This window comes from Bacillus sp. ChL18, from assembly GCF_026241425.1.
GTDB lineage: Bacteria > Bacillota > Bacilli > Bacillales > Bacillaceae > Bacillus > Bacillus velezensis.
This window is the reverse complement of sequence record NZ_JAPHWE010000002.1, coordinates 969245-984168: the sequence shown is the minus strand read 5'-3', so window position 1 is coordinate 984168 and position 14924 is coordinate 969245. Positions and strand designations below refer to the sequence as shown.

The window sequence follows — 14924 nt, the reverse complement described above, 5'->3', positions numbered from 1 at the left end:
ATGGCTTTTCAACTATTATTAAATGTTCTTCTCGCTGTTTGCTGGATGTTTCTCACAAACAGCCTCAGCGCGGCGGGTTTTATGACCGGATTTATCGCGGGCTTGGCGGCGCTGTTTTTTTTCCGGCGCTTCTTCTCGCGGCCGTTTTACATTTGGAAAATATGGTCAGTCATCAAACTGGCGCTGATCTTTATAAAGGAATTATATTTGGCCAATGTCAGCGTGCTGAAAACCGTTATATCGCCGAAACTGAACATCCGCCCGGGCATTTTCGCGTTTAAGACGGAATTGACGGAGGATTGGGAGATCACGCTGCTCTCGCTGTTAATCACTTTAACACCGGGTACGCTCGTGATGGATATCTCCGATGACCGGTCGATTCTCTATATACACGCCATGGACATTGAAGATGCGGAGAAAGCGATCCATGACATCCGCGTCTCTTTTGAGAAAGCCATTCAGGAGGTGAGCCGCTGATGTTTACGTTTATTCTGCAATTATCACTCGGCATTATGGCGGTTTCGACTCTTCTGTACGTCATTCGCGTCATAAAAGGGCCTACGATACCGGACCGGGTCGTCGCGCTTGATGGGATCGGCATTAATCTGATTGCCATGACCGCGCTTGTATCCATTCTCTTAAACACATCGGCCTTTTTGGACATCATTCTGCTGCTCGGCATTTTATCGTTTATCGGCACGATTGCCTTCGCTAAGTTTTTAGAGAAAGGAGAGATTATCGAAAATGATCGAAATCGTTAAATGGGCCGTCGCCGTTTGTATTCTGATGGGGGCGCTGATCTGCCTGGTCGCGTCTATCGGCACACTCAGGCTTCCTGATGTGTATACGCGCGCCCACGCCTCTTCAAAAGGCTCGACACTCGGCGTTAATTTGATATTGCTCGGGGTGTTAGGCTACTTGTGGATGCTGACCGGAGAAATTTCTGTAAAAATACTGCTCGGCATCATTTTTATCCTGCTGACGGCGCCGGTCGGAGCGCACCTCATATGCAGGGCCGCGTACAATTCGGGAGCGGCGCTTGATAAAAGAAGCGTTCAGGATGATTACAAAGGGATCAGAAACTTTGTGATCAAACGAAAAGAAGATTCATATTTGTAAAAACAAACAGCCGGACGATTCAGGGTTCCGGCTGTTTGTTTATTTTGTTATAACAGCCAGCGTGCAGCGGGAAACACAGATCAGCCTTTCCCTTTCATCGAAAATGTTAATCTCGTACACAATGGTTGCCCTGCCTGTGTGAACGGGTTTCGCAATCGCTGTGACCGTCCCGCCCTCTTTCACGGATTTTAAATGATTGGCATTAATCTCAAGCCCGACACACGCCTGTTTCGACCGGTCGATAAAATGCTGGGCCCCCACACTTGCAACAGTCTCCGCCAGCGCTGCTGACGCGCCCCCATGCAGATATCCGAAAGGCTGCACCGTCCTCTTATCCACCGGCATCACCGCCACGCATCTCTCCGGCGTGTTTTCAGTGATTTCAATACCGAGTGCGCCGAGCAATGTATTGTTCAGATCCATAGGTCATTCTCCCTTCAAGATTTATAGTACGTTATCTGACTTGGCGATCAGCACCGCTTCAGTGCGGGAGCCGACATTCAGCTTGTTAAAAATGGATGTCAGGCTGTATTCAATCGACCGCTTGCTTAAGTGAAGCGCATCTGCGATTTCCTGATTGGTCAAACCTTTTTCGACCTCTTGGAGAATATGGCGCTCTCTCGGGGTTAACCGATCCTGCTCACTTTGAGGGGAAGAAGACGTTTTTGTTTTTTGCTGGGTCATCAGCTGTTTGAAATAGGAGAAATCAACTAAAATCTGTCCGTTGAGCACGTGATATATGTATTGCATGATTTTCTCTTTAGATTCGGTTTTGCTGATGGCGCCATGCAGGCCCGCGCGGATGGATTCTTCAAAATAATCTTCAACCTCATAGCCTGTGTAGACAATGATTTTACAGAGAGGATTCTCTTTTAAGATTTTCTTGGAAAGCTCTATGCCGCTGATGTCATCACCCAGATTTAAATCCATTAATATGAGATCGTAAGCTGAAAAATCATGCCGGAGAACGAATTGTTCACTGGCATCAGGACTGAGGCAATCGACAGAAAGATTCGTGTCCGTTTCCAGAATCGTCTTGGTGCCCTCCATGACAGCCGGATGATCATCAATCACTAGTATCTTTTTCATGGTTTCCTCCCTTTTACTCACTCATTTCCATTTTATTAAAAAGACTTGGCTTCTGCCAAGTCGATTTGGTGATAAATTGGTTACAATTCCATTTCAATATCTACTTTAAAACCGTTTCCTTCACTTGTGTCGATTTTCATCCGTCCGTCAAGCGCCCGGACGCGCTCCTTAATACCCGAAAGACCCATGCTCATCGACTGCCCGCCGCCTTCTTCCTGATTGCATCCGACACCGTCATCTTCATAATGCAGAATCACTTTATTTTGAATGCTGATCAGCATAATCAGCACCTCATTCGCCTATGAATGCTTCATGGCGTTCGAAAGAAATTCCTGAATGATGCGGTACAAATTCAGCTGCGTATCCAAATCCAGAGCCGCCGTAAACCGGCCCGTATTCAGACGGATATGAAACGGCGCACGCTCCTGCTGCTGCGCGGCAAGCTTGGATACCGCCTTGACCAGACCCAAATCATACAGCAGCTGAGGACGCAGCTCATGGCACGTCTCCCGGGTCATCAAAATGACATCCGACATCTGCTCATTCATCTGATGAAGCTTGTCCTGCACCTCTAACTGGCAAGGCTCCTCTTTCTTAAAATCGGCCAGAAACAGCTCACACTGGCGCTTCAAAGAAATTAAATCCTGCAGCACCGAATCATGCAGATCACGGGCCAAATCCGAACGCTGCTTTTCCTCGATCGTAAACATCAGCTTTTTGAGCCAGACTGGGTTTGAGCCTTGTTGTTTCAGGTCTTGTAAATGATTCATGAGTTCTTCGATCTGCAATATGTTTTCCATCGAAACACTTGTATAAAAAGACAATGTCTTTAACCAAGATATCTCATCTCTTGTCAGTCTTGGAGTATTAATGCTCGATAAACAAAGCAGAACGTATGAGTTTGCCCCTCTTTCTCCAATCTTCATCAGAAAACCTTGATTTACTTCAATAATCTTTCCAATCTCTGATGTGACTTTAACAAATTCTTTTTTATACGGCTGCCAGTTCGGTTCACTGTTCTGTTTATCAAAATACAGAATGTCTCCGTCAGAATTGATTTCAAATATATAAGCTTTACTAACAGGCAAGACGTCCAAAATAGTCTTTTTCAAATTCATAAATACTTGATTTAAAGCTGATACGCTTTTAAGAAGCTGTGTATATTTATAAATGCTGTCTTGATAATTATATTTTTCTGAAAAACGTTTCAGGCGGAATTTGTAGTCTAATACCTCTTTAGTGTAAAAGACTGCTAAAAAAATCAAAAACACATATAAAGTGATTTGAATGGTGTTAAAGTGATTCCCTTTACTTTCATATAAGATAGACAGCCATACAACCCCTATTGTAGGAACAATAGACAAAAAACTATAGTATCTAATTCTTCCTAACAAAAAGTCTATATCATAAATCTTGTTGACAACAAATTGATAAACCAATGCCAACGGAATAATGAGCAGAAACGGAGCCGTTACTATAGCTGAGTAAATATACTGTCCTAAAATAATTTCAGAAAGAAGATAAAGAACAGTAAATGGCAAAAAAGCTATTGTGTTAGATATTAGTAACACTTTTAATAGATAAGCATGATCTCTCTTTCTATAAATAATGCCATAATAAATAATGTACATATACACTATTATTATCTCGATAAAAAATGTTAATAAATTCATATTTCTAACAAAGTATAAATCATATCGATATCTAAAAAATTCTGCAACAATATTAAGGACAGGTAAACAATAAAGAATATATACAATACTCTTTGCAGAAAATTTTATTTTTAATTCTTTAAAATACTGATGCAAAAAATGCAGGTATAATACAGGCACATTTAAAAAAGTGAAAAGATTAACGTATCTATTTATCTCGTATCCTCTTGTTACACCGCCTGCACTTAAATAAGCCATCGATATAAAAATTAAGAAGCAGATTAAAATATAAGCAGAAACTGTATTTTTTATACGATTGACTTTGTATATATAGAAAATACATAATAAGCTTAGTGCAAATAATATACAAGGGACAATATAAATAAAGAAACTGACTGAACTGTTTAAAGACAAATCCTCTGAACCATGCAATTGAATTTCATGATTACCTCTCTCAACCTTTAAGTTATTAGCCTTTGCTAAATACCCATTTTTAACATTTTGAGAAGAAGGCATGTGTCCATTTATCTCTAGAATTTTGTCCCCTTCTTTTAAATTCAAGTATCTCCCATAAGAGGATTTTGTAATTTTAACAACTTCAAGCTCATGTTTTGATGTTTCAACAACATAGGTTCCGACTAAAATTCCATTCTGGGTAAAGTATATAATATGGGCAATATAGAAAAAACTAAATATCAACAGTGCGATTGAAAGGTGCTTATAAAAATAGCTCAATGGATCACAACTCTCTTAAAAATTATTGATCCCAAAATGTAAATTCAGGTTTTTTCTTATAAGTGCTGTTACTGAATATCTCTATAATTGCAGGAATAAGTGAATGCGGAATTCCGATCAAGCAAACTTCCCCCTCTTCCAATTGATGGATAACTCTTGGATTTTCTATAAGATAATTCACAATGTCTTGTTTCTTCATATTACTCCCCCATAATTCTCACCATAGATTAATTCTTATGTTCAACTTTTCTATTTCGTTATTAATTTCATTTTCATATATTTTAATTAACATTAAAACATATTGTCTGATTCCTGCTTCACAAAGCAATTCTTCAAAATAATCTCTGTCCGATATGAGAGAGTAATAGCTGTTTTTAGAATTCATCATATTTAAAACTTTTTTTGAGGCACTATTAAACTGACGATTTAAAAACAAGTTTATCAAAGTTCTTTTCTTCTTCTTTATATCACTGCGGCTTTTATCAAATAAACCATAATAGTCATTTTCGATTTGTTTAATCATGCCAATTTTATAAGAGTAATTCTCAATTGCTTCGTTAAATTCACCACTTGCAAGCATCGCCCCTAAAACAGCAGACATTGCAGTTAACGATCCTGATTTCTGTTTTATCATACGTAGACATTCTTCTTCAGTCTCCGGAAAATTTCTTAAATCATTATGCTGACCTTGCATTGCATTTAAGGCATATTTTATTGCATGCTGTGAAAATTCGATGTTTGATTCAAGCTCACAAATGGTTTGCAGGCTTATTGAATACAGAGAAGTCGCCGCATTCAGAGATATAGCATGGTCAGTTTGCATCCATGCCTTATTAGAGTTGTCTTCATCTTCAATATCGTCAAAAATATCAAAAGCTAAAATTAAAAGTTCAATTCCAGCTGCCAGTAGTGTGATTTCCGAGGAATGTGTACCCTTAAAAGCAACATAATGCTGGAAAGCAAGGATACCGAATGAAAAATGCTTCTTTTCATTAATGAAGGTCAAAAGAGTCTCTTCTAAATGAAGATTATCGACTTTCTCCCCAACAATTTCCTTCATCTTCTCTTTAATCGTTTCGGAATCTAAACACATTTGCTCAATAATTGTCTTCACCCTCCCATTCTATTTTACTAAATGCAGGTGATGAAAGACAGCAGGTTTTTCGTTTTTTAACAATCGTATAATACTTTATCCATGAAATGGATAAAAAATGCACAAAAAAAAGACTTGTTTCCAAGTCTTTTTAAGAAATTTTCATTGCATATGAGAATTTATCGAGCTGATCAATGCTTTTGTTAATGTTTCGTAATGAGTCGGTTGTTTCTCTGATATCATTTTCAAGTCGGAATAATAATTGCTTTACTTCTTCTAATTTGTTTTCCACCGTTTCCACACTCCTTTTTTTGAAAGATCAATGAATTGTGTATGGTGAACGAGTCCTAGGTATTTGATCTGTTACTAATAGTGTAAACGTTTTTGCGGGATTTTTCACCGAAAAGTATGTGTAAAAGTATCTGCGTGACACCGCAAACCGGGGTAATCCCATAGTCCCGAATGGAGCATTTAGCGAACAGGACTATATAACTACCAGAAAGGCAGACGTTTAGGATGAAGCAGACCAATCTGGCGGTTCTGCTGTTTTTTTAACGGTTTTCCGACAAACCGGCAAGGACTATAGTCCCTGCCGTCGCAATTTCAAAACAGAATGGGCGAACAGCGTCGCATAACCACCGACAAACACCGAAAAGACCGCAACCCCCGCATTGTGGTCTTTTTGCATGTCATAACTCGTTATCACGCCGCCTATACTCATGTATAACGAATGTTTTCTCAGGAAGGAGGCCGCCGTATGCATTATGTGTATCCATGCTTCCCTGTTTTCGCCGCGCCATACCGAAATCCTGCGCCCAGTCCCGCGGTTCACGCAGATATTTTGACAGCGTCCGCAAAAGAAGCTGCGGGCATGCTGGAGGATGCGCACCTGCTCCTTGCGCGGCTGTCGGCGTCAAAAGAGCTTGCGCGCCGCATCCTCACCGCAGCGCAATCATCTGACACCGCAGCGGTCAAGCGGCTCATTAAGCAGACCGGCATCAAAAATGACTTTGACGTGACGTATAATCCCGACGGCATCCGTGTCAGTCTGGTCAGAGAGCGAAGCCGGTTTATCATCGCCCTCAGGTGGTCGGCTTAAAGCGGCTCAATCCACGATCAGCTGCCGGCACCATTCGATCGCCTGTAAGTAACAGTCATACGCTTCTTCTTTGTTCAGTTCTTTTCCCCACTCGTCACAGTCCCAGTTGTTGCATTCAATGGCTTTGACAAGCGCGAGCATCTTATAATAATCGTTTTCATAACCGAGCAGCGCCTGTCCGACTTCATCGATTAAAGGCAGTTCTTTGATGATATCCTCCAGCTCCCTGTGGAGAAGCGTATCGATGAGCGAAAACATGCCGATCAGCATGTAAGAAGAGGGCTGGGGTCTTCCGGTTCTTTTCGCCAGCAGTTCGCACAGTTTGGCCCTGATTAAGGAAATCTTAATGATTTCTTTTTGGCTTGAGTGGCTTTTCGCCGTTAAATCTCTGAATGAAAGAATGTAAATCAAGCGCTTAATCTCATTCAGCCCGAGCATCATGATGGCCTGCTGGATGCTGTCTATCTTTTTTTTCAGCCTTGTTTGCGATCCGTTTAAAAAACGCAGAATCTGATACGATAAGCTGACGTCCCGCTCTATGTATTCCGTCACGCGCTGTATATTGGGCTGGTCATTGTTTAATTCGCTTAAAAGCTGGTAGTAAGAATGAAAATGAAACGTCAGATCATTTCCGCTGATGACACGCGGTTCACTGAAAAAATATCCTTGAAACAGGTGAAAGCCGTCTATGGCCGCCTGTTTATAATCTTTTCTCGTCTCCACTTTCTCCGCTAAATAAATCAGACTTTTACAGCTGTACGTCTGAATGATTTTTTTGCGCTCCAGACGCGAGGATTGCAAAAAGTCGATTTTTAAAATATCAATATATTTCATCAGCTGTTCCACTAATTCTTCATTTTCCGGATTGATGGCGTAAAAATCATCAAGTGCTAATGTATATCCTAATTTCTTCAGCTGTCTGCATCTTGAGATGAGTGCCGGAGTGATCGGTATGTCCTCAAGAATTTCGATAATAAGCTGGTCAGGATCAAAGGAGGTAGGGAGATCTGAAAACATCAGGCTTTCTGTAAAATTCACAAAGCAGCGTTTCCCCTCAGTCAGCTTTTCGATTCCGATGTTGATAAAGCTGTTAATAATGAGATCCGTCGTAGCTTTATCTCCGTCAGCGGCCGAATAACGGTTCTCTTCGCTCTCCCGGTAAAGAAGTTCATAAGCAACAACCTGTTCGTTTCTGTTGAAGATAGGCTGTCTCGCAACAAACACCTTCATTCATTTACCCCCTTAGATGCGGCCTTCGAACATAAGTATATCAAATAATTTGACGAAATTTGTCTAAATGTGAAAAATATTATCACAACAAAAAGGCCTTTCCAGAGAAAGGAAAGGCCGCTTTGTCTTCTATTCAAGTTCCCGTTTCAGCTCGCTTTTGATTTCATGAATCCGCTGCATCTTGTTGCTCCAGCAGTCTTCGCTTAAATCGACCGGATATTCTTCCGGCTTGCTGATCCGTTTGTATTCCTCCCACAGTAGTTTGAGGTTATCCTGCACGTATTGCTGGATGTCGGTAATTTCGGGATTATCATAGCATAAAACGCCGTTTTCAAAGATCGGCTCATGCAAGTCTTTCGCATAGAAATCAGTGACGAATTTGCTGACGAACGTGTGGACGGGATGGAACATTTTTAAGCGTTTCTGATCATTTACCCGCTCGTCATAAAGCGCGATATAATCACCTTCCGAGTGGTGATTCAGCTTGTTGATAATCCGGTATACTCTCTTTCTTCCCGGCGTTGTCACTTTTTCAGGGTTTGACGAAATTTTAATGGTGTCGGTCAGTTTGCCGTCCTCTTCAATGGCGACAAGCTTGTAAACCGCGCCGAGGGCCGGCTGATCGTATGCGGTAATCAGCTTCGTGCCGATGCCCCACGTATCGATTTTCGCTCCTTGGGATTTCAGATTTAATATCGTGTGCTCGTCAAGATCGCTTGAAGCAATGACCTTTGCGTCTGTGAAACCCGCTTCATCAAGCATTTCACGCGCTTTTTTTGACAGGTACGCCAAGTCCCCGCTGTCCAGGCGGATGCCGATGAAGTTGATCCGGTCGCCGAATTCCTTTGCGACTTTAATCGCATTCGGCATGCCCGAACGGATCGTATCGTACGTATCTACGAGAAATACGCAGTCTTTGTGGGTCTCCGCATATTTCTTAAATGCCGTATATTCATCGCGGTACGCTTGTACGAGCGCATGAGCGTGCGTGCCGGATACCGGTATATTAAAACGCTTTCCGGCTCTTACATTACTCGTTGCGCTGAAGCCGCCGATCAGAGCCGCTCTCGCTCCCCACATAGCCGCATCCATTTCATGGGCGCGCCGCGTTCCGAATTCGAGGGCGTCTTCGTCACCGACAACGCCTTTAATGCGGGCCGCTTTCGTGGCGATTAATGTTTGGTAATTCACAATGTTAAGCAGAGCCGTCTCAATCAGCTGGGCTTCGATCAGGGGCGCTTCGACCCGCATAATCGGTTCGTTGTTAAAAACGAGCTCGCCTTCTTTCATGCTGTAAAGAGATCCGGTAAAAGAAAGATCCCGTAAATAATCAATGAAATCATCAGCATAGTGCAATTCCGTTTTTAAATAATTCAGATCGCTGTCGGTAAATTTGAAGTTCTCCAAGTATTCGATTGCTTTTTCTAAGCCCGCAAATACCGCATAGCCGTTTTCAAAGGGAAGCTTTCTGAAAAAAAGCTCAAAAATCGCTTTTTTCTCATGAATGCCGTCTCTCCAGTACGTTTCGGCCATATTAATTTGATAAAGATCTGTATGTAAAGACAAACTGTCGTCTTTAAAACCATGCTCCACCAAAATTATTTTCCCCTTCCTTACTCTGCCACTTGCGCTCCGATGCTGTTCTTAAAATGGGACAGGGCCCATTCATGCCCTTCCGGATTAAAGCTGGCCACAGCGTTTTGATGAATGACGATCTGAAAGCCCTTGTTGTAGGCGTCAACCGCCGTGTGAAGAACGCAGATGTCGGTGCACAGGCCCGCAAGATGCAGCTCAGTGATCTGCCGTTCCCTCAGTTTCAGCTCTAAATCCGTTCCCGCAAAAGCAGAATATCTCGTTTTTTCCATATAATTTACGTTTTTTGCGTGTTTATGTTTCTCATAAAGAGGCGATAGCCTTCCGTACAGCTCTTTGCCCTCCGTGCCGTTGATATTATGCGGAGGAAACAGGCGTGTCTCGGGATGAAAATCATCGTCTGCATCATGCGAATCTACCGCAAAGACAACGTAATCACCGTTTTCTATAAATGCTTGCGTCAAACTGACAATCGTATCTTCAATCTGTCTCGCGGGTTCTCCGCAGGTTAATGCCCCGTTCTCTGCTGCAAAATCATTCGTATAATCAATGCATATAAATGCTTTTTTCATAGCCGGCCTCCCCGCCATTCATATGAAAACCATTATATCCTATCTCCACTTGTAAGTGAATTGGCATTGTAAAATGACAAACGGTGTTTTGCCCTTTTAAGATTTCAGGAGTGAGCGCTGAAAAATGTCATCCTGTACGTAAATGCCGTCAAGGTTCACGGCATAATCGGCGGCAAAAACCAGGCCGAGCGGCGTTTCGAATTGAAGGTCCGATATGACGGAGCTTCGGACACCGGCAAGTGCGGCAAGCTTCATATATGGTGAATAAGCATGATACGGGAGCCTTCCGTTTATATAGAGCACCGCGTCTTTTCGGCTTTTCAGCGCCTGTTTCACTTCTTCATAAGGCTGCTTTTGCAGCACCTGCCCCTTCGTCAGGGCAATGATGACTCTTTCACGCAGCGAGCCTAAAAATAAATGGCGTTCATCCGGTTTCGTCTGCAGAGGGCCGTACATCCCCTGCTGTAAATAAAGGTCAACCGTTTTGTCGCTCATCGGCCTGTCCCTCCTCAGCTTGTTTTACAATTATCGCCCCGGACGGGACGCGGTAAACCGCTTCGTTACATTTCAGCCACCCAATGGGAGATCTTTCCGGCGAGCTCTCCGGCGGGCTCTTCTTCAATCAGCTTGCTGAATGATTGTAAAAGCCGCTGCGCCAGCGCCTTTTTCTCTTCCTCATAGGAAATGATCGTGCTCCACTCAAGTTCCGGAACGGCTACAAGGGTATGCTGTTCTTTTTTATTTTCATGCAGATATACATCACCGATCATTCCGGACTGCACGGTAATATTCGCTTTTCTGATTTTCATAAAAATTCCCCTTTTATAAAGACTGATTCTATTATACTACAAAAAAGCGACAGCCTCCTAAAAGGAGGCTGTCACGCGTTAAACCAATCAGGTTCGTCAAACACATCGATGTCTTCAAAGCGCGTTTTGCTGAATTTATTAGTAACTTTGATAAAATCTCCGGAATGAAACGCCCCTGCCCCCGCGCCTGAGTGGTCAACGGCTTTGGGAGAAATGGCAAACACGTCACCGAAGCTCGCCGCAGCGTCTCCGGCTAAACTCATAATATAAATCGGTCCCACAATTGCAGGCATACCCACACCTCCGCTTTTCTTTACAGCATTTTATGCGCTGCATCGGGAGTTGTGCCCGTTTTTATTTCGGCTTGCGGCTGTCTTCGAGCTTTGACCGCTGACGAAGTTTGATAAGCCGGACGATATTTAAGACAAAAGCTTTTAAAACCGCGTAAACCGGCACGGCCAGAATCATTGCGAGAATGCCGCCGAAACTGCCCGCTCCGATAAGCAGAAGAATAATGGTGAGCGGGTGGGTATTCAGCCGTTTCCCGATGACAAGCGGAGAAAGCAGGTTCCCGTCAAGCTGCTGGACGACAACGACAACAATAACGGCAAACAGCGCCTTAGCCGGCGAATCCATAAACGCGATAATCACCGCGGGCGCCGCCCCGAGAAACGGCCCCAGGTACGGAATGATATTGGTGACGGCGATCACCATCCCGAGAATTAACGCATACTGCAGGCCGATGATCCAATATCCGATAAAGCATGCCGTTCCGACAAAGAGACAAATCAGCAGCTGGCCTTGGAAATAGGCGGCCAATGTGACATATAAGTCGTTAAATATTTTCCTGCCTTCCGCCCGGTAGGAAGAAGGCAGGATTTTGACCGCCAAGAGCGGAAACCGCCGGCCGTCCTTCAGCATATAAAACAAAATGAACGGAACGGTGATCACGACAAGCGTGATATTCGTAACGACGCCGAACACGGCCGACAGGCTTGCCGTAATATTTTGCGGAAGGCTTTGTAAAAATCCCGTCAGAGACTGCTGGATTTTTTCTATCGACACATAATCCTGCGTCATCATCCACGTAAACCATTTGGAATGGGATAATTGCGCCGTCAAGACTTGAATCTGATGAATGTAATCAGGGAAATTGTTAATCAGCCCCGTGACCTGGGAAGCCACAATCGGTCCGATGGCGGTGAACATAAAGGCAATCAGGCCGATGAAAACGAGATAAATGAGCAGGATCGCCAATGTCCGGGGGATTTTTTTCTCAAGCAGGCGCACGATCGGATTAAAAATGAAAAACAAAATGCCCGAGATCAAAATCGGGAAAAACAGAGTGGTGATAAAACCGAAAAACGGCTGAAAAATAAACGAGACTTTCGTTGATACGTAAATAATGAGCAAAACGAGCAAAATTTGCAGCGTCCAAAAATGGACCTTTGATTTCAACAAGCGGTTTCCTCCTATTGTTATGTGAACTTGTACTGTGATTGTACCAAAAAAAGCCGCCGTGCATCTATGTATCTCAAAAAGAAGACGCACCGGGGTTCTATAGGGCCGCCTCCGGTTTGCGCCTTATTCGGGCTGCTACACGCGTTCGGTATAATCAGGCATGACGGAAACCACATGGCGGTTTCTGATATAAAATACACGGTCATGCGTTTCTTCAATGGCGATGTGATCCGGAGTGGCATCAATCAGCCGTCCTCTGATAATGCGTCTGACGGTTTGAATAATAAACCTTGAGCCGATAAGCTTATGGATGGTCTGATAAACGTAAGGGTCCACTAACGAGACGATTTGCGGGCTTCCTTGATGGGCCATTTTCGCTGATCCCCTTTACTATGTTTTCCTTCAGCATATGCAGCGGACAAAGGCTTTGACACAGTACGTCTATCGGAGCGGAAAAGGTGTTAGTGAGCATGCGGAGTTATGTAAGCGGAAAAGGCCGCATGAGTGGCCTAGACTGAGCTTCTTATGGGATATTGGGCTTGGTCAATTAACTGATCAAGCTTTTGGATTTGTTTGAGCGCGGCTGTGTGATCCATTTGGCGGTAATGGTGATGTCCGCCGGGTTCTTCATCGAGTTCATCCGCTTGTTTCACGATTTGCTGGAGCGTATTCTTGTCCAGTTCGCCTTCAGGCAGATAGGAATCGGTGTGAAGCAGAATCGCCAGCGCAATGTCCTTCGCCGCCTTCGGTTCTTCACCGAGCCGGATGAGCAGCTTATGCGCCCGTTCCGCGCCTTTAATGGCATGGATATCGTTTCTTCTGTACTTTTCATAATCCCATTTGCCGTCTGTGTACCATTCATAATGGCCGACGTCATGCAGTAAAGCCGCTTTCGCCGCCAGATCCGGGCTGACACCTGCTTTTACGGCAAGACGGTATGCATGAAACGCGCAGGCGATCGCATGGGCGACACCGGAACGCTGTAAATACTTTTGTGCGATTGGATGGGTGAAGACATCCATTAACGTTACATTTCTCATGGAAACCCCTCCTTATTTATATTTTTAGAATCCTAACATAAATCGAGAAGAAACTCAATTCATCTGATACATTTCTTATACCCCTTATACGTTGTTTCATTCATCATATGCCGCCGGACTCCGAAGTGATTGTACAAACAAAAAAGAGCAGCGTAAACGCTGCTCTACAAAAATTCTTTGATATCGTATATCCGTCCGTTTTCCGGCTCGCCCGCGATCAGTGAGTGAATGACGCCGGCGATGTATTCAGGACTTCTGAGGTTTTTCGTTTCTTTCAGATTGCGGAACCGTTCGATGTCATGGAAATCTTCTTTTGACGAAGAACGGATGACAGCCTGCATGTCTGTATCCATCACTCCCGGCGAGAATGAGATCATGCGGACCGGCAGCTCTTCATCTTCCTGTTCAAACCCGAATGTTCTCGTAAACATATCAAGCCCCGCTTTTGAGCTGCAATACGCGCTCCAGCCTTTATAAGGATTTTTCGCCGCACCCGATGTGATGTTGACAATTGTTTTGCTGCCGCTGAACGCTTCGAAACGCTTTGTGAACATTTGGCTGAGCAAAACGGGCGCCGTCAGATTAAGGGTGTAATGGCGGTTCAATTCTTCGGCGGAAGCCTCTTTCGCCCGCTTGATCGGTTCCACCATTCCGGCATTGTTGATCAGTGTGACGGCGGAGTACCCCTTCTCCTCTGCTTGATCAAGAATCGTCTTCATCTGCCGCCCGGTATCTGCCAGGTCGGTTAGATCAACACTGTATTCTGTCAGTCCCTCGCGCTTTTCCCCGCTTATCGTTCTTGAAAGCGCGGCGACTTCGGCTCCTTCTTGAAGCGCCTGTTCCGTAAGCGCCCGGCCCAAGCCTTTTGACGCGCCTGTTATAAGAAAAAACTGCATGAAACTCCTCCTTTTTTTCTTATTTTACGGGCTGTCTTCCCGCAAACACAAGCGATCCGTTTACCGCTTTGCCTTTTCCTGCGCCGTGACTTTCGGGATCAGATAGATCATCGCCGCAATCCCGAGGAGGATCAAGACGGCATAAATGACAGGCAGCAGATAAGAAGTCTTTTTCTCTTCCGTTTCCATATCTGCCGAGGTACGCCTCACCGCCGGCTCGGCAAATGTGATACCCAGTTTTTTCGATTGCGCTTTGATCGTATTCGGCTCCGTGTCTGACGATGTAAACAAATTTGATATCAGTTTGTCATCCGGTTTTTTGGCCGGCTGATCAAACGTGATATCCTTCTGTTCTTTCGGAAGCGCCGTTTTTTCCTCAGAGTAGGCATCGTCGTGCAGGTAATCCGTACGAATTTCAATGTCTTTCTTTTCATATTCATTCGGCTTGACATCAGTATTTTCCTCATTCGCGGCTGCGGCTTGGGGAAGGAAAAGGAAAAAGGAGAGAGCAAACAGCAGCAATCCTTTTTCCATGA

At 44.0% G+C, this 14924-nt stretch carries 20 protein-coding genes and 1 pseudogene; 4 read left to right on the top strand and 17 right to left on the bottom strand.

Going from position 1 to position 14924, the window contains the following annotated elements; translation table 11 throughout:
- From OQ477_RS15980 to mnhG, 3 genes are read left to right on the top strand one after another with little or no spacing between them, the layout of a single operon-like run.
- On the top strand, window positions 1-477 hold the full coding sequence (locus tag OQ477_RS15980) for a Na+/H+ antiporter subunit E (RefSeq protein ID WP_007408672.1): 477 nt from the start codon (window positions 1-3) through the stop codon (window positions 475-477).
- Complete coding sequence (locus OQ477_RS15975; RefSeq protein ID WP_012118311.1) at window positions 477-761, top strand: Na(+)/H(+) antiporter subunit F1; 285 nt, start codon at window positions 477-479, stop codon at window positions 759-761. Before OQ477_RS15980 ends, OQ477_RS15975 begins: the two co-directional genes overlap by 1 nt.
- Window positions 745-1119 (top strand): monovalent cation/H(+) antiporter subunit G, encoded by a 375-nt coding sequence (gene mnhG, locus OQ477_RS15970; protein WP_123117416.1) that lies wholly within the window; start codon window positions 745-747, stop codon window positions 1117-1119. The genes OQ477_RS15975 and mnhG overlap by 17 nt, the downstream gene beginning before the upstream one ends.
- Before the next feature lie 39 nt (window positions 1120-1158).
- On the opposite strand, the gene OQ477_RS15965 is transcribed toward mnhG, so the two are convergent.
- The 6 genes and pseudogenes from OQ477_RS15965 to degQ all read right to left on the bottom strand — a co-directional run bounded on the left by OQ477_RS15965 (window position 1159) and on the right by degQ (window position 5980).
- The gene (locus tag OQ477_RS15965; RefSeq protein WP_265973156.1) at window positions 1159-1542 is read right to left on the bottom strand and encodes a hotdog fold thioesterase; all 384 of its coding nucleotides are present in this window, start codon (window positions 1540-1542) and stop codon (window positions 1159-1161) included.
- A gap of 21 nt (window positions 1543-1563) precedes the next feature.
- Entirely contained in the window at window positions 1564-2208 is a 645-nt protein-coding gene (locus OQ477_RS15960; protein WP_003152052.1) for a response regulator transcription factor, read from the bottom strand.
- A gap of 80 nt (window positions 2209-2288) precedes the next feature.
- Window positions 2289-4595 (bottom strand): annotated as a pseudogene (locus OQ477_RS15955) (sensor histidine kinase).
- A 22-nt stretch (window positions 4596-4617) separates the two neighbouring features.
- Entirely contained in the window at window positions 4618-4794 is a 177-nt protein-coding gene (comX, locus tag OQ477_RS15950) for a competence pheromone ComX (protein WP_095273329.1), read from the bottom strand.
- Between the two features lie 18 nt (window positions 4795-4812).
- A complete protein-coding gene (locus OQ477_RS15945) occupies window positions 4813-5688 on the bottom strand; it encodes a polyprenyl synthetase family protein (protein WP_265973234.1) in 876 nt (291 codons plus the stop codon).
- A 151-nt stretch (window positions 5689-5839) separates the two neighbouring features.
- Window positions 5840-5980 (bottom strand): degradation enzyme regulation protein DegQ, encoded by a 141-nt coding sequence (gene degQ / locus OQ477_RS15940; protein ID WP_003152043.1) that lies wholly within the window; start codon window positions 5978-5980, stop codon window positions 5840-5842.
- A 465-nt stretch (window positions 5981-6445) separates the two neighbouring features.
- On the opposite strand from degQ, the gene OQ477_RS15935 reads away from it, so the two are divergent.
- Window positions 6446-6787, top strand: a complete 342-nt coding sequence (locus OQ477_RS15935) for a hypothetical protein (protein WP_265973154.1) — start codon at window positions 6446-6448, stop codon at window positions 6785-6787.
- A gap of 6 nt (window positions 6788-6793) precedes the next feature.
- On the opposite strand, the gene OQ477_RS15930 is transcribed toward OQ477_RS15935, so the two are convergent.
- The 11 genes from OQ477_RS15930 to essA form a co-directional block, all read right to left on the bottom strand.
- Window positions 6794-8017 carry an EAL and HDOD domain-containing protein gene (locus OQ477_RS15930; protein WP_032876792.1) on the bottom strand — a complete coding sequence of 408 codons (1224 nt, stop codon included), beginning with the start codon at window positions 8015-8017 and terminating at the stop codon, window positions 6794-6796.
- A gap of 129 nt (window positions 8018-8146) precedes the next feature.
- On the bottom strand, window positions 8147-9613 hold the full coding sequence (locus OQ477_RS15925; protein WP_014418767.1) for a nicotinate phosphoribosyltransferase: 1467 nt from the start codon (window positions 9611-9613) through the stop codon (window positions 8147-8149).
- 17 nt (window positions 9614-9630) lie between these two features.
- Entirely contained in the window at window positions 9631-10182 is a 552-nt protein-coding gene (locus OQ477_RS15920) for a cysteine hydrolase family protein (protein ID WP_003152033.1), read from the bottom strand.
- Window positions 10183-10278: 96 nt separating this feature from the next.
- Window positions 10279-10677: a YueI family protein gene (locus OQ477_RS15915; protein ID WP_003152031.1), complete on the bottom strand. Its 399-nt coding sequence runs from the start codon at window positions 10675-10677 to the stop codon at window positions 10279-10281.
- A 65-nt stretch (window positions 10678-10742) separates the two neighbouring features.
- On the bottom strand, window positions 10743-10991 hold the full coding sequence (locus OQ477_RS15910; RefSeq protein ID WP_003152028.1) for a YueH family protein: 249 nt from the start codon (window positions 10989-10991) through the stop codon (window positions 10743-10745).
- A 71-nt stretch (window positions 10992-11062) separates the two neighbouring features.
- On the bottom strand, window positions 11063-11284 hold the full coding sequence (locus OQ477_RS15905) for a spore germination protein (RefSeq protein WP_014418768.1): 222 nt from the start codon (window positions 11282-11284) through the stop codon (window positions 11063-11065).
- A gap of 61 nt (window positions 11285-11345) precedes the next feature.
- Window positions 11346-12452 (bottom strand): AI-2E family transporter, encoded by a 1107-nt coding sequence (locus tag OQ477_RS15900; protein ID WP_014418769.1) that lies wholly within the window; start codon window positions 12450-12452, stop codon window positions 11346-11348.
- Between the two features lie 135 nt (window positions 12453-12587).
- On the bottom strand, window positions 12588-12824 hold the full coding sequence (locus OQ477_RS15895; protein ID WP_014418770.1) for a DUF2642 domain-containing protein: 237 nt from the start codon (window positions 12822-12824) through the stop codon (window positions 12588-12590).
- A gap of 137 nt (window positions 12825-12961) precedes the next feature.
- Window positions 12962-13492, bottom strand: a complete 531-nt coding sequence (locus OQ477_RS15890; protein ID WP_007613450.1) for an HD domain-containing protein — start codon at window positions 13490-13492, stop codon at window positions 12962-12964.
- 164 nt (window positions 13493-13656) lie between these two features.
- Window positions 13657-14388, bottom strand: coding sequence for a (S)-benzoin forming benzil reductase (locus OQ477_RS15885; RefSeq protein WP_265973148.1), 732 nt, complete (start codon window positions 14386-14388; stop codon window positions 13657-13659).
- Between the two features lie 60 nt (window positions 14389-14448).
- Window positions 14449-14922, bottom strand: coding sequence for a type VII secretion protein EssA (essA, locus tag OQ477_RS15880; RefSeq protein WP_265973146.1), 474 nt, complete (start codon window positions 14920-14922; stop codon window positions 14449-14451).
- Between the last annotated feature and the right edge of the window lie 2 nt (window positions 14923-14924).